Annotated in this window: 19 protein-coding genes; 6 read left to right on the top strand and 13 right to left on the bottom strand. The window is 35.1% G+C overall.

Annotated features, from left to right (window positions below; genetic code table 11):
• The first annotated feature begins 3 nt into the window (after positions 1 to 3).
• A complete protein-coding gene (locus tag ASC72_RS16820) occupies positions 4 to 645 on the top strand; it encodes a response regulator transcription factor (RefSeq protein WP_056193207.1) in 642 nt (213 codons plus the stop codon).
• A 257-nt stretch (positions 646 to 902) separates the two neighbouring features.
• Here ASC72_RS16820 and ASC72_RS16815 read toward each other — a convergent pair whose 3' ends face one another.
• Entirely contained in the window at positions 903 to 1,382 is a 480-nt protein-coding gene (locus ASC72_RS16815; RefSeq protein ID WP_056193203.1) for a CinA family protein, read from the bottom strand.
• Positions 1,383 to 1,681: 299 nt separating this feature from the next.
• Between ASC72_RS16815 and ASC72_RS16810 the strand changes: the two genes are divergently transcribed.
• Genes ASC72_RS16810 through ASC72_RS16800 form a run of 3 tightly spaced genes read left to right on the top strand, consistent with a single transcriptional unit; the run spans position 1,682 to position 2,774 of the window.
• Positions 1,682 to 2,053, top strand: a complete 372-nt coding sequence (locus ASC72_RS16810) for a hypothetical protein (protein WP_056193200.1) — start codon at positions 1,682 to 1,684, stop codon at positions 2,051 to 2,053.
• 15 nt (positions 2,054 to 2,068) lie between these two features.
• Positions 2,069 to 2,467 carry a hypothetical protein gene (locus ASC72_RS16805; protein WP_056193197.1) on the top strand — a complete coding sequence of 133 codons (399 nt, stop codon included), beginning with the start codon at positions 2,069 to 2,071 and terminating at the stop codon, positions 2,465 to 2,467.
• A gap of 37 nt (positions 2,468 to 2,504) precedes the next feature.
• Positions 2,505 to 2,774, top strand: coding sequence for a hypothetical protein (locus ASC72_RS16800; protein WP_056193194.1), 270 nt, complete (start codon positions 2,505 to 2,507; stop codon positions 2,772 to 2,774).
• A gap of 333 nt (positions 2,775 to 3,107) precedes the next feature.
• On the opposite strand, the gene ASC72_RS16795 is transcribed toward ASC72_RS16800, so the two are convergent.
• The 9 genes from ASC72_RS16795 to ASC72_RS16765 form a co-directional block, all read right to left on the bottom strand.
• The gene (locus ASC72_RS16795; protein ID WP_056193191.1) at positions 3,108 to 3,482 is read right to left on the bottom strand and encodes an STAS/SEC14 domain-containing protein; all 375 of its coding nucleotides are present in this window, start codon (positions 3,480 to 3,482) and stop codon (positions 3,108 to 3,110) included.
• A 259-nt stretch (positions 3,483 to 3,741) separates the two neighbouring features.
• The gene (locus tag ASC72_RS24610) at positions 3,742 to 3,879 is read right to left on the bottom strand and encodes a hypothetical protein (RefSeq protein WP_241775741.1); all 138 of its coding nucleotides are present in this window, start codon (positions 3,877 to 3,879) and stop codon (positions 3,742 to 3,744) included.
• A gap of 123 nt (positions 3,880 to 4,002) precedes the next feature.
• Positions 4,003 to 4,230: a hypothetical protein gene (locus ASC72_RS24605; protein ID WP_241775740.1), complete on the bottom strand. Its 228-nt coding sequence runs from the start codon at positions 4,228 to 4,230 to the stop codon at positions 4,003 to 4,005.
• Positions 4,231 to 4,272: 42 nt separating this feature from the next.
• Positions 4,273 to 4,809: a hypothetical protein gene (locus tag ASC72_RS16785; protein ID WP_241775739.1), complete on the bottom strand. Its 537-nt coding sequence runs from the start codon at positions 4,807 to 4,809 to the stop codon at positions 4,273 to 4,275.
• Positions 4,799 to 4,921, bottom strand: a complete 123-nt coding sequence (locus ASC72_RS24710) for a hypothetical protein (protein ID WP_256380485.1) — start codon at positions 4,919 to 4,921, stop codon at positions 4,799 to 4,801. Before ASC72_RS24710 ends, ASC72_RS16785 begins: the two co-directional genes overlap by 11 nt.
• Before the next feature lie 361 nt (positions 4,922 to 5,282).
• Positions 5,283 to 7,052: a RagB/SusD family nutrient uptake outer membrane protein gene (locus tag ASC72_RS16780; RefSeq protein ID WP_056193189.1), complete on the bottom strand. Its 1,770-nt coding sequence runs from the start codon at positions 7,050 to 7,052 to the stop codon at positions 5,283 to 5,285.
• A 5-nt stretch (positions 7,053 to 7,057) separates the two neighbouring features.
• The gene (locus ASC72_RS16775) at positions 7,058 to 10,342 is read right to left on the bottom strand and encodes a SusC/RagA family TonB-linked outer membrane protein (RefSeq protein ID WP_056193184.1); all 3,285 of its coding nucleotides are present in this window, start codon (positions 10,340 to 10,342) and stop codon (positions 7,058 to 7,060) included.
• A gap of 73 nt (positions 10,343 to 10,415) precedes the next feature.
• Complete coding sequence (locus ASC72_RS16770) at positions 10,416 to 11,432, bottom strand: FecR family protein (RefSeq protein ID WP_241775738.1); 1,017 nt, start codon at positions 11,430 to 11,432, stop codon at positions 10,416 to 10,418.
• Positions 11,433 to 11,624: 192 nt separating this feature from the next.
• Positions 11,625 to 12,149 (bottom strand): RNA polymerase sigma-70 factor, encoded by a 525-nt coding sequence (locus ASC72_RS16765; protein WP_056193181.1) that lies wholly within the window; start codon positions 12,147 to 12,149, stop codon positions 11,625 to 11,627.
• A 264-nt stretch (positions 12,150 to 12,413) separates the two neighbouring features.
• Here ASC72_RS16765 and ASC72_RS16760 point away from each other — a divergent pair, with 264 nt between their 5' ends.
• Positions 12,414 to 13,475, top strand: a complete 1,062-nt coding sequence (locus ASC72_RS16760; RefSeq protein ID WP_056193602.1) for a phosphatidylinositol-specific phospholipase C1-like protein — start codon at positions 12,414 to 12,416, stop codon at positions 13,473 to 13,475.
• Positions 13,476 to 13,805: 330 nt separating this feature from the next.
• Here the strand turns inward: ASC72_RS16760 and ASC72_RS16755 are convergent, their stop codons facing one another.
• Positions 13,806 to 15,749, bottom strand: coding sequence for a metallophosphoesterase (locus ASC72_RS16755; protein WP_056193178.1), 1,944 nt, complete (start codon positions 15,747 to 15,749; stop codon positions 13,806 to 13,808).
• A 276-nt stretch (positions 15,750 to 16,025) separates the two neighbouring features.
• Here ASC72_RS16755 and ASC72_RS16750 point away from each other — a divergent pair, with 276 nt between their 5' ends.
• A complete protein-coding gene (locus ASC72_RS16750) occupies positions 16,026 to 16,400 on the top strand; it encodes a YdeI family protein (RefSeq protein ID WP_056193175.1) in 375 nt (124 codons plus the stop codon).
• Positions 16,401 to 16,485: 85 nt separating this feature from the next.
• Here the strand turns inward: ASC72_RS16750 and ASC72_RS24300 are convergent, their stop codons facing one another.
• Both ASC72_RS24300 and ASC72_RS16740 read right to left on the bottom strand, forming a co-directional pair.
• Positions 16,486 to 19,368: an RICIN domain-containing protein gene (locus ASC72_RS24300; RefSeq protein WP_241775737.1), complete on the bottom strand. Its 2,883-nt coding sequence runs from the start codon at positions 19,366 to 19,368 to the stop codon at positions 16,486 to 16,488.
• 224 nt (positions 19,369 to 19,592) lie between these two features.
• A complete protein-coding gene (locus tag ASC72_RS16740; protein ID WP_056193174.1) occupies positions 19,593 to 21,230 on the bottom strand; it encodes a glycosyl hydrolase family 18 protein in 1,638 nt (545 codons plus the stop codon).
• Between the last annotated feature and the right edge of the window lie 21 nt (positions 21,231 to 21,251).

The following is a 21,251-nucleotide window of genomic DNA, read 5'->3' as shown; positions in this document are numbered from 1 at the left end:
AAAATGAAAAGAATTAACCTGCTTATTGCCGATGACCACACGATGTTCTTACAAGGAATTGTATCGTTACTCGAACAAGAATCTGAAATAAATATTGTTGGAAAAGCAAACAACGGCATCGAAGCGTTAAATATCATAAAAAAAGAAGCTATCGATTTGATCATCCTTGATATTAGTATGCCGGAAATGGATGGAATTGAGTTAAGCAAAATTCTCAAAAAAGAATATCCGGAAATAAAAATTCTCGTACTAAGTACACACAGTAATGTCAACATTATTTCGAGATTAATTAGAATTGGGGTTAATGGTTATCTTTTGAAAAATGCTGAAAAATCAGAATTGTTAGAAGCCATCTATTCTATTATTCAGGGTGATAATTATTTCTCAGAAGAAACAGAAGAAAAATATTTAGCAAATCAGTTTAAAATTGAAAAACAGGTTTCGACTTTAACCGAATTAAGCTCGCGTGAAAAAGAGATTCTGGTTTTGATTGCACATGAATACAATACCGCTGAAATTGCCGAAAAAACCTTTATTAGTCTTAATACGGTAAATACACATCGTCGTAATTTATTATCAAAATTAAATGCTAAAAATACGGCGGGACTCGTAAAATATGCTGTTGAAAATGGTTTAGTAGATTGATGTTTCAACTATTGTAAGTTGTAGCTTAATCACTCGTTACAGTGCCGCTTACTGTTTCCCCAAAAACATATGCGGCACCATTATGAGTTTTTTACTCAATGGCTCAGAGCTATCCTACTTTCACTTTTGCCATCTTAGTACATTATTCAAAATATATACTGAAGTTGGTGTTGGTTACCTTTTTCAGTATGATGCAAAATTACAATCCCACTTATTATAGCGCATCACTATAAATAGTGATTTTTCATTTTTGAATACTAATTTTTAGCTTCTTGCAAAATCAAATCGGCTATAGCATCTGTTGCCTGATCAAGAATTTCTTCAGGTGATCCGTTAAATAAAAGTCGTGTAGCAATTTCTTTATCAGGAAATACAATATGAATAAAAATAGTACCAACAGGTTTGGTCGGACTTTCACTTCCTCCCGGAGTTGTCAGTCCTGTTAAAGCAACACAGATATCTGATTTGACATGACGATGAAAATTTTGTGCCATTAATTTGGTTACTATGGCTGATTCTGCAGTATACTTTTTAATCGTTCCATGTGGGATGTGTAGTAAATCTTCTTTCATTGAAGGATGATAACAAATCATTCCGCCAATTAAAATTTTGCCAGAATCAATAACGGTAGAAAACTCATAATTAAGTTTTCCTGCCGAAGCACTTTCTACAAAAGTTATAGTCCATTTTTTTTCTATAAGGGCTTTGCAACAAGCGGTTACCTTTTTAGAAGCCATAGTATTTCAAATTTAAATGATACATTTTTTATTAGAACAGATGAGGTTTTTCTATCCTCAATTTCACAAACAAATATAAATAGTGATAATTAGTACGCGCTTACATGATTTTTATCGAAAATTATATGATTTGAACTATTAAAATTGTCCTATTTTTTATTCCAACTGATAATTATAGAAATAGAATCTAATTTTCTGTAACAATTTCAAACGAGCCAAAAGCTAATTTTGTAAAATACAAGCCTTTAAAGAAAAAATCGGAAAATTTATTCCAGGAAAACAATTAAAATTAAAATGTCATGGAAAAGTATAATAACGAGAATTATGGCCCGAAAGACCCGGATTTTATCGATCAGGAAACACTTATTGATACTGATAATTATAAAAAAGATGAAGATCCATATGAGGAACAGTATCGTGGGGAATTTATAGGAGATGTAAATCACGAGACAAATGATTATAACCGTAATGAAAATATTCCGAATGAAGAAAGAATCATTAATGAAGATGGTTTAATTACCAATGATGAAGACAAGGATAATGAATACATTCCCGACGATGTCGATGATCATAGTCAGCCCGAAGACGAGGAAGAGCATATAGACGACGACACTGACAAAATGGACGATTTCGAGGCAGAACATTTTCCTGAAACGCATCCAAGAGAATAAGAAAAACATCTATTTATGGATCTTTTAACCCAAATTATTTGGCTTTTCGTTTTAGCAGTTCCAATTGCATGTATCAGTTGGACAGTAACGCATGAAGAAATATTTCGGGAACCTCGCGAATGGTGTGTCAGACATTCTCAAAATGACAGGACATTATTGTCACGAAAAATGTTTTATCTTTTTACGTGTGAATATTGTTTTAGCCATTATGTCACAATTGCCTGTTTATTCTTTACAGACTATAAACTTTTGTTAAATGACTGGCGTGGCTACATTTTGGCAGGATTCTCGCTGGTTTTTGTAGCAAACGTCTATATGAGCCTTTTAGCTTTGTTAAGACAAGCCATTAAAAAAGAAAAAGTAGAAATTGAAAAAATTGAGATCGAAACAGATAATGAAAAGATTTCATCATAAAATACAAACAAGTTCAAACAAATAAATTAGTATAATCATGGAAAATTTAAATTTTATAGACCCACTATTGCACGGAATCACACCAAACCCGGCATCAAAACTTTCAGTTAAAAATTTAGTTTGTGCCGGTATCAGTTCACTTGTTATTGGTGCTGTATTAAAAAAAGTTGGTCACAATAAAACTGCAGCAATTGTAGGTGGTCTTGCTGTGCCATTATTGGCTTCTGCCTGCTATAAACATTTAGAAAAATCATCAAAAGCAAAAAGAGAAGCTACTGAAAGTAGTGGTATCGAGTATAATCACTAAAATTTTGTTTCAGGTTTTCTTTGCTTCATGTTTCAAGTTATTGGAACCTAATAATACAAACTAAAAAATTAGCCACGAAAATTCCTGAGTGTCTACTTCTGTAGAAAAACTCTTGAAGGCGTGGCTATTTTTTTGTTTGTTTCAAGTTTCAGGTTATTGGAACCGAATAGCAGCAGACTAAAAAAACCACGAATTCACTAATTAATTGTCTACTATGATGTAGAAAAATTCGTGAACTCATGGCTATTATTTTAACGTTCGCGGAGAACCTGAAACTTGCCTGGAGGCTTTAGCCGAATTGGCGAAGCGAACAAAAAAAACTTGAAACAAGTTCTACGCCAAATTAATATTTCCCTCAACCCAGTTTAAGGCTTTATTAAATTCTAATTTTTTAAATCCGTGGAATTCTCCCGGAACGACATAACTAAATCCGTTAGTAAAAGAAATAATATCTTCTGAATCTGTAATTATAGCAGCTCTGTTCCATTTTCCAAGATGTTTTAATCCAAGTAAAGCATCTTCAAGCCAGGCACCAGCCGTGAAATTTTCTGTGTCTGTATCTAAAACTAATAAGAAATTAATTTCATTGATTTGTTTCACTAAATGCTCAACCGCAGGAACTACTACACTTAGAAAATCGTCTTTAGTTACTTCTGCCAATGCTCTAAAAGCTACTATATTATCTGTTGTGTCAATTTGATGTATCATGATGTTATATTTTGAATTACTATTAATTTGTCAGTCGATATATTAATTTTTCCACAGTCTATGTGGAATTATCAAAAATACCACTAGTATATTATTCAAATATTATATCATTGCAGTCCTTTTTTATAAAATAACAACTATGAGGTACTAAGGTTCTGAGGAAAAAACACAGAATCTTGGGAGCGACAAATTAAATAGATACAGCTCTAAATTGCTAAGTTCTAAGCTAAAAACTTAGAATCTTAGTCCCTTAGCACCTTTACTTACTAATCCTTGATTTCTCAATTTCATCAATAAACGGAATTGAATCTTGAATTTCTCCTCTTATAGTGGTTTGAAGATATTGCTCTAACTGAACAAATTTGGCAGCATTGCGGCCGCCAACTGCTTTTTTCATTTTACTAAATGTTTTAGATAATAGTTTATCTGATTCAGCATTAGTTTTCAAATTTGTTTCTGTCAATTCTGCTGCTTTGGCATCATCAAGGTTATCGTAATTATTAGCATAATCATTGATTAATTACATTTTCTTTTGCCCTAATGCTTTACGTTGCGTTTCATATTCATCATAAATTTTCTGGAATGCTGATGCCTGTGGTTCTGACAAGTTCATATATTGTTTCACTAAATCAGCTTTAGATTTACCATAAATACTCTGGATTACTGCAACATCATCAGCAAGACTGGAATCAGATTGCGCATATCCGCTCACAAAGGTTAAGACAAGTAATAAAAATATTTTTTTCATGATTTTATTTTTAAGGTTGAAATTCGATTTAAGGTCTGTTTTTTATTTACTGAAGTCGTAGCTTAGAGAAGCTCCCAGTCCGAACTGAAATATTGACGCATAATCAGTAACCGCCAGAGGGCCATAATAGTAGTCCCAATAGTAATCATATCCAACAGCTGCCGACATAGATTGCAAATAAGCATGAAGATTAATTGATAGTGGTGAGTTGGTTTTTACTTTTACACCAGCTTTAATTTCCCACGCAAAATAAGTTCCGTTGCCACTTTGAGGTGATTCCAGAATCGCTACACCTGCTCCTGCACCAAAAAATGGTAATGCTTTTTGAGAACTTGATCCAAAATAATACGTATAATCAGCTAATATATAATTAATAGCACCTTTATCATCTCCGGCATTAAGCTGAGTCCCAGCGGGAACAGGATTATTAGGTGTCAAAGTCTTCGTGTATAAAGGCATTTTTGTATCAAGTCGGTTATATTTTAATTCTATAGAAGCATTATCCATTATAAAATATTCAAAACCTGCACCATATTCAAAACCATCTTCTACATAAGCATAAGAGTTGTCAAATTCCACCTTGTCCTAAGATATAACCTCCGTACAAATTAAGTAAAAATGCCCCTGAACTTTGTGCCGACATTACCCGCGAAAAGAAAAAAACAACAAATAATAAATGATACTTTTTCATGATTTCTAATTTTTATTTTGATTAATAATTTTATTTACTTGTAAATTGAAATTTCAGACAATACTACACTGTTACTTTTCTTTTTAATAATTCTGATGATCAGTCACTTTTAAATTAAAGTAGCTTAATCTCTCAATTGTCAATTAAATATTACATTTTTTCTCAAAGCTAAATAGAATTAAAAATAAATATCTGAAGTATTGTGCCTTAATGGTTTCAAATTATAATTTGAAACCAAAATGGAATAAAAAATAATGAAGAAAACTTCTTTATTTTTTTGATTCTTTACAAAAAAACAAAAGCCTGTCTTTCTGGGACAGGCTTTTTGTAAAAAAATAAATAAAAATAAACTAACACAAAACTAATTGTATCCTTGATTTTGTTTGAATTCCTTCGTCACATCAATTGTCGACTGCGGAATTGGGAATACTCTTCTAAAGGGCTGTGAAGCTGCTTTTGCAGTTCCTGGTAAATCAAACTTTCCAAAACGGATCATTTGTGGTCTTCTGTACAATTCCCAGTACAATTCGAAACCTATTTCTTTGTACAATTGCGCTGCATCTAAAGAAGTAAGCGCTTTTCCCGGAGCACTTGCATACAAAGATTCTCTTTTTCTGCTGGTACGTAATTTATTCAAATCATCCATTGCTAATCCTGTACTTCCTTTTCTGAAATAAGCCTCAGCTCTCATGGTGTAGATTCCACCTAAACGAAACAATGGAATATCAACATTACTATTTCCGTTTCCTCCTTCAGGATCAAATTCATATTTAAAAACACGGGCTCCCTGATTGATTTCGTTTTGGGCAAAAACAGCCTGAGCAGGATTTTTAAACGTTAATGATGGTGTGAAATCCATTCTTGTAGTGGTGCTTTTTTCCATATATAAAGGAGAAACTTTAATACGGTTCCCAACCATCTCTAAAGATCCCGAAGGCAGTAGTATTGGTCCATATTGAAGTCCGGCCTGAATTCCTCTGTTAAAATGAAACCAAGGTAAATTAGTACTTTTAGGTACAATATCTGTTGCCGGAACACTTACATCTGTACCGTCATTCATAAACCATGTCCCATCTGCGTATTGATAATGTTGTTGAAATCTCGGGTCATCGTGATTCCCATCCCATGTTGCATAAAATTCAGGTGTTGTACAAGCAGCATTTGTTCCTCTGTTTGCAGCAGATGTTCTCTGATTACGCTCCATACTCACATAAGCAAAACTATTAGAACCGTTACGGATGTAATCGATCTTTTGAGAAATAGCAAAAATAAGTTCCTTACCGTTTTCATTGTCTCTTGCAAAGTTTTTGAAATAATCACTTTCTAAACTGTATTTTCCGGAATTGATCAATAATGAAGTGTAATAAATAACACGATCCATATCAGTTCCTCCACCGCTTACCGCAGGCTCACTAAAATTAAAGCTTGAATTTGCATTAAAACGATCTTTAAAAACGGCACGGTTCAAATACATAGTAGCTAAAAAACCATACGCTGCTTCTTTTGTAAAACGTCCGTGGTGTGTTTGTTGTTCACCCATTGATGCCAAATCAGGAATCAAAGCTTCAACATCTGTAATTAACTGATCGATTTGAGTATCGGCTTTTAAAATTTGCAAAGGCGCATTCGGGTTCATTGGATCTCTGTATGGCGTTTGTCCGTACAAATCCAAAGTCGTGTATAAATAATACGCTAAAAGGGCTTTGGCTTCAGCCGAAAACAACTTTTTCTGCGGAATTGAACTTTCTTCAATCGACTGAATTGCTGTTAAAGAACGTGTAATTCCGTTAGTCAGTTTGTTCCAGTTGTCACCTACAACGGCATTATCAGATTTCCATGTAAATTCGTGCATGTCTCTCCATTTTCCTCCATCTCCCCAGTCACTTCCGCGGGTTGGCAAAATAGCTTCATCTGTTGTATATTCCTGTAAAGAAAAAATGGCTCCGTGATCAGTAAAAGTTCCGTCTCCCAGTCTGTCATAAGCTGCAGCAAGTGCACCAGCAGGATTAGAAGCATTATTTCCCAATACCTCATCCAAAACAACCTCGTTAAGATCAGTACAGCTGGCAAACAACCAGATGAAAGAGAACAATGCGATTAATTTTATATTAAAAATTTTATTTGTCTTCATAATAATTATAATTTTAAAGTTGCTCCAAAACTGAACGTTCTGGAAGTTGGATAACTAGCGTAATCAATACCAATAGACTGATTTCCTCCGTTTGATTTTGGGCTGTTGATTAAAGGATCATAACCAGAATAATTCGTAATCGTAATTAAGTTTTGCCCTGTAACATAAAGTGTCAATCCGTTTATCCAGTTCAATCCTTTTAAATCAAAATTGTAACCAACACGAGCTGTATTCAATCGAATGAAATCTGATTTTTCTAAGAAAAGTGTAGATAAAATTGGTGAGTTTGTCGCATTTGCACCCGACTCATAATATCCTGTAGCAACGTTTCTGTCAGAAGCTAAATTGTTTATGTTCAAAGCGTTTAATCCTGTGTTATTCAACAAGTATCCTCCGGTTTGACCAATGATAGAGAACGAGAACGTAAAGTTTTTATATCGCATATCACTATTAAATCCATAATAGAAAGTTGGCAATGCACCTTCAATAATTACTCTGTCGCTGTTATCAATTTTCCCGTCTCCGTTTTGATCTTTAAAAATATTCGCTCCGTTTGCATCAAAACCTGTATGTTGTAACAAATAGAAAGATCCGGCAGCATAACCGCTTTTGTAAATATTAGCATTTACTCCGGATTGTCCTGGTCCTGAAATCGTTCCGCTTAAAATTTCTGAAACCGGAAGGTCTTCAATTTTATTATTTAAAGTAGCACCGTTTACATCGATATTCCATGAGAAATCCTTTTTATCAATTAGCTTAGATCCTAACATAAATTCAAAACCTTTATTGATAATTTTTCCGTCAATATTCGTCCAGATTGTAGTTGTTGGACTCAATGCCTGTGAAGGAACATTCAAAATCGCATCCGTTGTCGTTTTGTTGAAATAATCTAAAGTTCCGTAGAATTTATCATTCCAAAAACTAAAATCTAAACCAGCATTATATTGTGTTACAACTTCCCATTTTAAATCAGGATTTGGTGTTCTGTTTACAGAAACTCCGTTTACCAAATTCAAATCGTTGTACAAATAATATCCGTCGGCACCTGATAAAGAATAACTTGCCTGAGTAATTTTGTTTTCAACTTCCTGATTTCCAGTTTGCCCCCAGCTTAATCTTAATTTTAAGTTACTTAGGGCTTTAGCGTTTTCTAAGAATTTTTCTTTAGAGATATTCCAACCCAAAGCAGCTGAAGGAAAGTATCCGTATTTATTATTATCACCAAAACGAGTTGAACCGTCTGCTCTCATCGAAGCTGTTAAAAGATATTTTTCATTGAAAGTATAATTCACCCTTCCGAAATAAGACTGCAATTCATTTTCCTGCGCATAACCAGAAACTCCGGATTGTGTGCCTGCAAATCCAGGATTAATTGATGGTGGTACCCCAACTCCCTGATTTGAAATTCCGTCAATACTGAAACTTGTTCCTGATCTTTCAAACTTCTGATAAGAAAATCCGCCTAAAGCTTCTAATTTATGTTTGTCTAACTGTAAATTGTAAGTCAGATAATGCTCGATCAAAGAGTTTTTTGAATCTAAATTATTTTGAACATATTTCCCTTTTGGATTCAAATCCGTTAAGTTTGGAAAAATTGTGGTGTTTCTTTCCGCTGTAGAACGATCAAAACCAATGTTTACTTTATATTCCAATCCGTCTACAATTCGCAATGATGCTTCAAAATTGGCCAAAACTCTTAGTGTACGCGTTTGGTCATCATAAATACTTAATAAATAAGCCGGATTGTAATGCGCATTCATATTGAAATTGGTATACTTTCCATTCGCATCAAAAACAGATCTTGTTGGATTTGCCATTAAAGTATGAACAATCAACTGCCCGTTTGAACCTCCGTCATCACTTGTCGGAACTCCATCGTCTTTGGTTTCACTCGCCGTAAGATTCATTTTTACTTTCAAGCGTTTGTTATCCAAAAATGATTCAGCCGCGTTAATTCTACCCGACATACGCTTGAAATTACTGTTTCTGATAATTCCTTCCTGATTCATTTGCGCTGCAGAAGCATAATAATTTCCTGTTTCTGTTTGTTTAGAAAAAGCCAGTGAATTATTTGTTGTAATAGCCGTTCTGTAAATTACATCTTGCCAGTCTGTATTTCCTCCATGGTCAAATGCCGGATCTTTAATGGCTTTTCTGTATTGATCAGCATTCAAAACATCCAATTTATTAGCTACTGTTGAAACTCCTGTATAAGAATCAAAAGTTAAAGTTCCTTCACCTTTCGATCCTTTTTTAGTTGTTACCAATACAACTCCGTTAGATCCTCTTGCTCCGTAAATTGCAGCAGCCGAAGCATCTTTCAAAACCGTAATAGATTCGATATCACTATTATTCAAAAAGTTTAACGGATTTTTAGCCTGCGAGCTTCCAAAACCAACATTACTTGCACCAGGACTCACATCGTCGTTTGATAATGGCACACCATCAACCACAAACAATGGTGTACTTCCGCTTCTGATAGAACCAACTCCACGAATAGTAACATTTACTCCCGCTCCCGGTTCTCCACTAGTACTTACCACTCGAACACCGGCAACCTTTCCTTGTAATAATTGGTCTGGAGAGGTAGAAATACCTTGTTTAAAATTGCCCGCTTCCAATTGTGTAACCGCTCCGGTAACATCCTTTTTAGATTGCTTACCGTAACCAACAACTAAAACCTCTGCCAATTCAGATGTATTTGGTTCTAACTGAATGGTCATAAAACCATTTTTTGCAACCACCGTTTGTGTTTTATAACCTAAATAAGAGATTTCGATTGTTTTTCCTTCTCCCACCGTGATTTCAAATTCACCATCAAAGTTTGAAACTGTTGAATTTGATGAGCTCGTCTCCATGATAGTTGCACCAGGAATTGGCACTTTGTTTTCATCAACAATTTTTCCTTTTACTTTGATTCTGTCAACCGCTTTATGTGTTGTCGTTTTTGGAGCTTCTGTTTTCTGAATTAAAACTAATTTTCCATTAATATTGTAATTGAAATTAGCTTTTTTAGAAAGGTCACTTAAAATTAACGAAACCGATTCGTTTGTATAATTTACCGTATAAACTGTATTATCAGCAATAATAGCTTGTCCATAACTAAATTTATAATCTGTTTGCTTACTTAATTTTGAAAAAATAGAAACTAATGTCGCTTTTTCTACTTTATTTTTTACATTTGATTTTTCAGAAAAATTAGTTGTACTGTAACCATTTTGAATGGCCAGTAACGCCATTACTAAAAAGACAATTCTCTTTAGATTTAAATAGGAAAGTTTAAAATACATGATTTAAGTTATTGGTTTTTTATCGATACTTACTTATTAATCGCAGTTGTTCTCAGCAATTGCTTTTTGTTTTTTAATCCACTTTTACTATTTCGTCATAAACTTTAAATTTTAGGTTTGTGATATAATTTATTTGTTCTAAAACATGCTCTAATGATGCGTCCTTCTTAATAAATACCGTTAACGGCGTTGCTAGTACTTTTTCATTATTATATTGAAATGAAACTCCGTATTTATATTGTAAAATGGTGATAACCTGTTTAAGAGTCGTTTGATTTAGCGAAACATCAGTGTTGTACCAATTCACTAAATAGGATTTATCTGCCAGTTGTTTGGTCAGTTTTTGAGATTCAAACAAGGCTTCTTCATTTGGAACCAAATCAACGCTCTGCCCTTTTGAAGTAACATTTACTTTTCCGGTTACAACAATCACTTCGCATTTTGATTTTGATAACTGAATGTGGAAAGAAGTCCCAACCACCCTTGTTTTAATTTCGCCGGAAGTAATAATAAAAGGATGCTTTTTGTCTTTGGCCACTTCAAAAAATGCATTTCCTTTTAACAGCGAAACCTTTCTTTCATTTCCCTGAAATTTTTCAGGATATTGAAATATAGAATTTGCTGCCAGATAAATTTTCGAGCCATCATTTAACTGGATAGATTTGGGGGTATCTAAAGTTTTAAATGTTAAGTGCTTTTCAACTGAAAAACCTGGTTTGAAAAAAAATCCCAAACCAACAAGAAAAAGAATACTGGCAGCGGCCATGTATTTTAAATAAGGATTGAAGCTTTCCTTCTTTCCTATTCGAAGTTGAATTCCTTTGTATATGTTTTGCGAAACTTCATCAGGATTTCCCATTTGAGTTTCATTCCATTTTGAATTTTGATATTGGTCAAAAGCAAAATCATTTAATAGATTTTCTTCTGACATTGATGTTTTATTTCGTGAACTTTTATCTATAAGATGTTCTAAACTATGTTTGATTCTTTTTATCATACTACTTATTCGTCCATGTTGGTGTAATTTTTTCAACACATAAGGATATAGTTTTTCACTCATTAAAGGCGTTTCACTTGCCTTAAAAAACATGGCGTTTTACGTTTTGCTATGTATGAAAACTAGTTTTTTAAATTCTCCTTTTCTTTAAAGAAAAATCTATGTTTCTATGTGTTTAAACAAAAAATTGCTAATTACCCTAACAGGTTATTATTACAAGTAAGTACCGGAATCACGAAATCGTACTATCGGGAAATATTATCAAAACATCAACAGAAAGTTATCTTAAAATTTTTGATGCAAAATGATGTATGGAGCCAGCCAGGCCAGGTCTTTTAAGCCTTCTCGAAGTTGTTTTAAGGCAGAAGAAATTTGATTTTTAACCGTTTGCTTCGAAATTCCAAGTTCGTCAGCAATCATATCGATTGACATATCCTGAAATTTGTACATCAACAAAACCTCTTTTCGTTTCTCCGGAAGTTTATCTAACAGCAAATAAAGTGAATCCATTACTTCAGGATCGATTGAAGCGAAATTATCAATAATATAATCTTCGAACTGATCTTCCAGTATGGTCTTGTCAAACCGATTATTTTGATAATGTTTAAAGACCTGATTTTTTACGGCTCGAAATAAATACGGCTCAATTGCATTAATGTTCAAATCGTCTTTTCGTTCCCATAAATCAATAAAAACATCCTGAACAACATTCTGCGCCAAATCTTTATCCTGAGTCATCGTATACGAAAACGCATTGAGCTTTTTCCAGTATTGGGTATACGTTTGTTCAAAAAGTTCAGGATTCTTCATAGCTGATTTTGGTAGTATTTGATGATGTAAAATAATAAAATGTTATACCAAAGTTTTTTGCCTGAAGGTTAACTTTAAATTAAATAATGAATTCTTTTGCTGTATAAATACTACTATTTTAAGGCAAAAATGACAATCGGTTTGCGATTTCTTTTTTTTAATGTAACATAAAATTCAAATTTTTCTATTACTTTAGTCATGGATAAAAAAGTATTCTCTTTTGATGCGTCCCCTAATCTGGAAACACTTTTTATACCTTACATCATGAAACAAATTTTGTTTACATTACTTCTTGCCGGCGCTATAAACAACAGCGCTCAGGCACAAGACGATAATCTAAAAATCAATCAAATTCAGGTAATTGGCTCTCATAACAGTTACCGTCAGGCCATTGAAACTGATCTATACAATATCATTCAGGCCAAAGACACAAGCCGTTCTTTAAAAGGTTTGCAATACACACATATTCCAATTACGGAACAATTAAATAAAGGGTTGAGAAATCTTGAAATTGATGTTCAGGGTGATGCTAAAGGCGGAAAATATGCCCATCCGAAGGGCCTGGATTTTGCAAAATCTGAAAAAGCATACGATCCAAATGGCGAAATGAAAAAACCGGGTTTTAAAGTTTTTCATATGATTGATATTGATTTCAGAACATCGTGCTATACACTTCAAAACTGCCTTGCAGAATTAAAAAAATGGTCTGATGCCAATCCTGATCACGTTCCGGTTTTTATTACTTTGGAACCAAAAGATGACGATAGCCACTTGGGTACAAAAGCCGAGAAATTTACACCCGAATTATTTGATGCTTTAGACAAAGAACTTAGAAAAGGTTTAGGAAATAAATTAATCACTCCAGATATGGTTCGTGGCAAATATAAAACGTTGGAAGAAGCGGTTTTGCACCACAATTGGCCAACACTGAAAAAAGCAAAAGGTAAATTCTTATTTATTTTGGATAACAATGGAGCCAAAAGAGATTTGTATGCCTTGAATCATCCTTCACTAAAAGGGCGCGCTGTTTTTATCAACGCCGAGCCAGGAAAACCAGAAGCAGCGACATTATTCAGAAATAATTCTGAAGATCCTCAAATTGCTGATTTAGTTAAAAAAGGCTACATCATCAGAACCAGAGCAGATTCGGACACCAAAGAAGCCCGAAAAAATGATTATTCACACTTCGAGGCTGCGAAAAAATCAGGAGCACAAATCATCACAACGGATTATTATTTGCCAAGTACGTTTTTCAATTCTCCTTATCAGATCAAATATGATGATGGAACTTATGTGAGAGTTGATCCTGTTAATGGCGGTAAATAATTTGTTTCAAGTTTTCTTTGTTTCAGGTTTCAAGTTATTGAAATAAGTAAAGTTTAACCGCAAGGTTCGCAAAGCTATAATTGACAAAGCTTTGCGAACTTTGCTTTTTAAAAAAGATTATAATTATAAATCTAGTTTTCAAACATAGCCCGTGGTTTCAACCGCGGGATTCCAACGTATATTGTAAAATAATTATCTGGGCGTCCCTGCGGTTGAAACCGCAGGCTATATTCACAAAAATTCACAAATCTTTGTGCAGATAGCTTTGCGGACTTTGCGTTTTCTAAGCACAAGCTAGGGCAAAAAATCTTTGCGCCCTTTGCGGTTAAATCACTTCAATCCAGTAATCTTTCCAGTCTTCAAATCTACACTAAAATGATCTGCCGGGACTTCGTGCATGAATTTATTGAAAATGATCAAAAACAATCGCATTTGGTTTTGCAGTGGTTTTTCTTTTGAGGTATCGGCTGTATGATTTTCAAAAAACAATTGAGACAACACTTTATATTGTTTGGCTCTTAAAGTCCCAACATCGGCTAAAGCCAATTCATCGGCACTTCTAAAACGATAAAAGTCAACAAGTAAATCATAACCTGTCCAGTTAAAACCTTCTTTTTTTAGTTTATTCTCTTTTAAATATTTAGCCGATTTTACTTTTGCTTCCTCCCACTCTTTTTGGAATCTTTCCTTGTTTTTCAGCACCTCATCAAAATCAGCGTCAGCCTGAACATTGGCTAAAACCAATAAATCTCGAGCAGAAAGTTTCAGGAAATAATCTTTGAAAGAGGGAGGCCAGTCGTCCGATAAAAAACGCAGGCGAACCAATTCTTTCAAATGGGAATCGGTAAAATCATGGTAGTTTTTGGTTTTCAGAATATCATTGTTCCAAATGTCTTTTGTTTGTTGGTTTTGCAAAAACTGATATTCCATTCTATACAAATCAAAAAGTTCGTCGTATCGCGGTACATCATCAATGGTGATAGTTTGAATATCAACAACATTATCTTTTTTAATGGTCAATAATTTATATGCCGGAATATAAGCAGCCAAAGAAGGTGTTTGAATATTCACCAAAGTATTTCCTTTTTGCGTGGTACGGACTCCGGTATCGTTAATGTGCATATGTCCACCAAAGTGAATTTTCAAACCGGCATCAGCAAACGTCTGCGCTACTTCTTCAACCGGAACTCTGTTCAACTGCCATTTATTTGGCCCAAGCAATTCTTTTATTTCCGCGGAAGCGTCATCATTAAAATCAATCATCGGAAAATGGCTGAAAGCGATTAAAATTTTGCCTTGTTTTTTGGCTTCCGCCGAAATTTCTTCCACCCATTTTATAAGATGCTTTTTGTTTGAAAGCACATTATTATAACCTGTACTGGCTTCTGAATAATTTTTAGGATCTTTTGGATCACCATCATTTTTCTTGGGAATATAAACATTTCCGTCAATCGCCATTAACCATAATCCGTCGATTGGTTCAACAACATAACTCACATCCGGAACTTCGTAACCCGGTGTCACGTTATAAACTCTGTTGGACAGTAAAGCGGCTTGAGAAGCTTTTTCAAAACTATAATTTTGGCTATTATAAGTCGAAAAGGGAGTTGCCCAAAATTTGTATTTTTTATTCGGATAAAAACCAAAATCTTTTAATCCGTCTGTGATTCCTAAATAACCCATTTTGGCAATATCGGCTGTTACAATTACAGGCTGTTCGGTACTTAAATTTGGCTTATAAACGCCGTATTTGCTATAAATGGGCTGGTTTTTTCCGTCTTTTCCAAGAAAATCTTCTTTACCGGAATCTTGTGCAAAAGGTCCAACCGGATCATGATTTCCAGTTGTGATAAAAAACTCGATATTATATTTTTTGCTGTATTGCTCTAAAATTTTCTCTAAGCCGCGAACGTGAATGGGCTGACCATCATCTGTATAATCTCCTGGAAGTGCCACATATTTAATTTTTCGCTTTGTGATATCCTCCAAAGCAGCTATAAAAGCAAAATAATTTTCATTGAATATTCGGGTAGAATGCAATTGAGAAGCCATCGTTCTTAATAAAACATACTGACCAGTTTTTGGATTCAGAACACCTTTATAATCATTATCTGAAAACGTCCCGAATAAATCCTGTAAGTGTACATCAGATAAAAAAGCGATTTGAGTACCATTAAGATTTTTTGGATTTTGCGCTGAAATATTGAAGTTGAAAAAAATGAAAAACAATATGAAAGAACTGTTTTTATTTAGAAAAGTATATTTAAAATTCATCGATTAAGTTTTTCATAAATGGGGATTTGCAATTTTATATATTAATAGATGAAAAGCCTTTAACTTATTGTTACCGAATAATAATTTTTAGTGCTTAATTATTTAACCGCAAGGTTCGCTAAGATTTACGCAATGTTCGCAAAGCTTTGTCAATCCAGCTTTGCGAACTTTTGCGGTTGTAAACACAATCAAAATAAAATCATTGCGCACTTTGCGGTTAAAAAACTACGCGGTTAAATTTTTTCATTAAATTTATATCAGCAATTGGAATTAATCATGGAAACAAAAGACGGAAAACTAGCCATTTATGCCCAAACCAGAAAAGAATGGCGCGATTGGTTACAGCAAAATTCTCAAACAGAAAAATCAGTCTGGTTGATTTTATACCACAAAAAAAGTAAAGTCGAAAGCATCAATCTAAATGATGCAACGGAAGAAGCTTTGTGTTTTGGCTGGATTGATAGTTTGTGCAAAAAAAGGGATTTTGAAAGTTTCTATCTGACTTATACGCCCAGAAATCCGAAGAAAAGCAAATGGAGCCAGCCCAACAAAGACCGCGCAGCAAAGATGATTGAACAAGGTTTAATCACCGAACATGGCCAACTTATGATTAATCTTGCAAAAGAAAACGGCAAATGGGAACCTGCATAAAAAAGGCTGCCATTTCTGACAGCCTTCCATTACATTAAAACCTTAAAATTAATGTATCTAAACCATTATGGCGAATGGGTTAGGATTATTTTTTAATAAAACGCTTAATCGTTTTCTCTCCATCTTTCTCAAAAACAACTAAATAAATTCCCTGTCTCAAATTAGAAACATTCAAACTATTATCATTTATTTTTTGAAATAAAACTACATTTCCTGTTTGAGAATCAACTACACTCAGATTTCCTCCCGAAACATCTTTTGTAAAGAATAAGGTCTCTGAAACCGGATTTGGGTATACATTAAATACAACATCAATTGGTTTTTCATCTTCAATAATAGATGAAGTTTCACGGGTTATAGCAGCTGCACCAATTTTGGTGATTTTAATCCAGTTAATGTTCATGCCCGTATTTTGAATGTAGATTCCAAAATTATACGTTCCGGCATTCACACTTACAGTTTGCGAAACCGTCTGCCAGTTTTGCCAGCCTCCAGTATTGGGTATATCAACATTTCCTAAAATAATCGTTCCTCCGTTTAAATCAGATGATAATCTGCCTCCGGTTACACCGCTTGCCACTCTGTATTCAATTAAATAAGAACCTGTGGTTGGAAAATTGATGTTATTGTACGCAATCCAATCGCCCGTTTCGGTATAACCAACGTTCGATCCTTCTCCAGTATCTGTCGTGGCTTCTACCTGAATGCCACTCATTGCAGAATAATCTTCGGCCTGAATTAAAGTTGAAGTTTGGGTAGTTGTGGTGGAGATTAATTTCCATTGTCCACAAGTCTGGCCATTATCCTGCCATTGCTGTACATTCGCAGCATTTGCCGTGCTCGCTCCTGCGACTTCGACCAGTTTACCACTGTGTCTGGCAATAATCTTATAAAATCCGTCACCGGCTGCAAATAAAATAAATTGCTGATTGGTGGTTCCGTTGTATGGATATTGCTCCACATTGGCACCATTATCCTTATTAAAATTATTTACATCTAAAGATTGTCCGCTGTGATTGGCAATAATTTTATAAAGGCCATCACCTAAATGGGTGAAAGTAAATTTTTGATTATTTCCTGTATTTACAGTTCCCTGCGCGACATTGGCTCCGTTAGCTAAACTGGCATTCCAGACATCCATATTGAGACCGCTGTTTCTGTTTTGTAAAAAGAAAGTCTGATTTCCTAAAGTGGTAACGCCGTTGGCCAGAATTCGAATCGAACTTACTTTGTCATTCCACGTTGTATTCAGACACGAATTATCAGAATTAATTACAGTCGAAGCGCCGCTAAAATTATCATCCTGATATAAAATCGCCTGAAAACCCTGCGTAATTCTAAGTGACGAAATATCATCATTTAAGATTCCCAAAGAATTTAAGCGTGCCAGGTTATAATCTCCGATGGTCAATCCACCTGAAAATCCAGTGTAATTGCAATCTTTGTAAGCTGTAATAACATCGGTTGAAGCGGCTATATTCCCCCCTGGCGGAATCGTTCCGGTAATCGAATAACTTCCGATAGAACCGTAAGCCGAATATCCTCCGTAACCGGCACTTCCTGCTCCGCTACCGTCAACACCAATAAAATATTTTCCGGCAGGCAAATTCACATTCATTGAAGCATTTAAAGCAAAAGGATCAGAATTCCAGTACGTTCCCATTTCGGCTCCGGCCGAATTATACAATCGAAGCAAAAGATGCAGATTTCCGTCTCTGGAAACCGTATTTGCATTTATAGATACATTTCCGCCTCCCGTAGTAAACGTAAAAAAATCATAATCAGCTTCACTTGAAACAATTCCGTTTTTCTGATTAATAGCACCGCTTCCGTTATAATCCAAAGTGGTGGCAGAAGCTGTAGTATTCCCGTAATCATCGCCTCTGTAACCAACTCCAAATTTAGAACCTGCAATAGTTGCAACGTCATCTTGTTTGTTATTGGCATAATCATATTCTCCTTTGCTCCATTGCACAACAGGCCTGTAATAACCCGCTCCCATAATGGGTGCCCACGAAGTATTGTTTATCCCAACAAAATAATCTTCTTTTGGAGTGGTACGGCCATCATGACCCAAATCGAAAGTATGTCCAACTTCATGCGCTGAGGCATCTCCACCCGATTTACCCGAAGTAATAAATACCCAACAAGGTACATCATTGTCCCAATTGAAGGAACCAATATAAGCGACACCTCCTGCTCCCGGAGCTGCAGTATTGGTTGGAGTTACCACCACGCGCATTCTTCTGTTTCTTGGATACGAATTAAAAACGGCTTCACTTGTAGTCACATTTAGATTAAAAGGTCGGTAATCTTCTGCCACTACTTCCCAATGTTGCTGAACATCAGCATCGCTCATTCCTGATGGTGCTGCATTGATTGCGTTTCCGTTATTCCATAGATTTCCTGCCGGCATATTATAGCCGTCAAAATCTAATAGTACACAACCTGCCGCACCCGGTAAACTTTGTAAATTCAATAAGGCCGGTGCAATTGCAGCGACCGCGGCTGTTTTATTTGTTGTTTTTTTAGTGTTCTCAGGCATATCATCAAAATTGATACAAACAATGGTATTAATATCCACTTTAGAAACATAGGCATTTCCCTGAGCATCTGAATAATATTTGTAGGCTTCTTTTGTTTTCTTTAAAATAATATGACCTTCAAGCTTTTTATCCAATACTTTAACGAAAAAAGAAGATTCCGGAACATCTTTAATTTCTCCAATCAGGAATTCACTAGACGCATTTGATTCTTTATAATTGATTTTCCCTTTAAAGTTTTTTGAATTTTCAACCTGAAGTAAAATGGTTTTTTCTGTACTTTTTGAGGTTGTACTGGTCACCAGTTCCTGCTTTAAAGTATTCATAAAAGTCTTGGTCGAGCCTAAGGAAGTCTGTGCAATTGCAAAACTGCTAAAAGCCAGAAATAGAAATAAGCTTAACCTAAATTTGTAATTGGTGTTCATATGTAAGGTAGATTTGGGGTTACTTTTTATTTTTCACGCAGATTTTAAAAAGATTTAAGCAGATACACGCAGATAAATTATCCAAATTAAATCTGCTCAAATCTGCGGAATCTGCGTGAAATAAAATCTTTTTAATCTTTTATCCCAATAGCTATGGGAGTGGATAATAAGAAAGCACTATTCCTCCTTTTAATAAAAAAGAAGAAATAGCACCCTTTTAAAATCTATTTTTTAATAAAACGTCTTACTGTTTTGATTCCGTTTTTTTCTACTAAAATCAGATAGATTCCCGATTTTAAACCAGAAACATCAAGACTGTTGTTAACGATTTTCTGTACCCAAACCGTGTCACCACCCTGAGAATTTATAACACTCACATTGGCTCCTGAAACTTCAGCAGTAAAGAAAATAGTGCTTTCTGTAGGATTTGGATAAATAGTCAGACTTTCAATCTTTTCTTCAGAAACTGTTTCTGTTAAAGCTGTTTTTGCTGCCAAACCAGAAGCCGATTTTGTAATTCGGAACCAGTTTAAATTCACACCAGAACTCTGAATATAGATTCCGAAGTTATACGTTCCGGCGTTTACATTAACTGTTTGCGTGATGGTCTGCCAGTTTTGCCATCCTCCTGTATTGGGTACATTAATTGCTCCTAACTGAATTGTTCCTGCACTTAAATCTGATGATATTCTGGCTCCGTTCACAGCACTCGCTACACGGTATTCAATTACGTAATTACCCGAAGTTGGAAAATTGATGTTATAATACGCCATCCAATCGCCTGTATCTGCGTAACCTACGTTTAAACCTCCGCCAGTATCTGTTGTGGCTTCTGTTTGAACGCCGCTCATTGTCGAGTAGTTTTCCGCCTGGATTAAAGTTCCGCCTGTTGGTGGCTGGCTTCCGGTAATCACCTGATTTACGGCTGTCAATAAGGATTTAGAACCAACAGCATCCTGAGATAATTCCCAAATCATTACACCGCCGGCATTTTGAATCGCAAAAGTTGTTTTTGCTTTGATCGTTGGAATTCCGTTGTAATAAATAGTATTTCCCACCTGATCAACATTTTCTGCTCCGGGATATTGCGCTACAATATTGGCATAAGAAATTCCCTGATTGGCCGAAGCTCCAAAACCATATCCGTAAAAAGGTAATCCAATAATGGCTTTACTAGCCGGTAAACCTCTTCCTGTCCAGTAATTAAACTGATTAACGGCCATACTGTATGGAGAATGCTGTCCCGGGTTATTTGGTGCCCAAGGACCTGTTGCATCATAAGCCATGATATTGATCCAGTCATAGGCTGCAAAAGTAGATGCAGGTACATTGGCACCGCCATATCCTTCTGAAAGCGCTGCTGAAATCAATTTGCCATTGGCATGCAGTTTATTGGCCAAAGCAATTACAAAACCTCCGTAGTCGCCATTAATTGCAGGACCTTCTAAATCGACATCGACTCCGTCAAAATTGTGGGCCACCACATAGTCGTAGATTTTTTGAACAAAAGCTGTTCTGTTTGCCGGTGTAATCAGATTAAAATAATTGTCGCGAATGGCACCACCTTCTGAAACTGCACCACCGCCAAGGGAAACAAAAACCTTAATATTTTGACCGTGTGCCGCATTAATAATGGTATTGCTTCCTGAATTGAAAGTCAGATATCCATTGGCATCCGGATTCTCAAAGGCAATATTAATGTGCGTTAATTTACTGTACTGAATACTGCTTGAAAAAGCATTCAAATCGATCCAGTTGGGAATGTAAGCGATAACTTTTTTTTGGGCAATTGCTAAATTAAAAACACCCAATGCCAAAATGATCATCCATTTTAGCTGCATTGTTTTGTAATTGTTTTTCATAGTAATTTGTTTTAATAGATT

This window comes from Flavobacterium sp. Root420, assembly GCF_001427905.1.
GTDB lineage: Bacteria > Bacteroidota > Bacteroidia > Flavobacteriales > Flavobacteriaceae > Flavobacterium.
The sequence above is the reverse complement of the archived record's forward strand: the minus strand, read 5'-3'. Positions and strand labels throughout refer to the sequence as shown.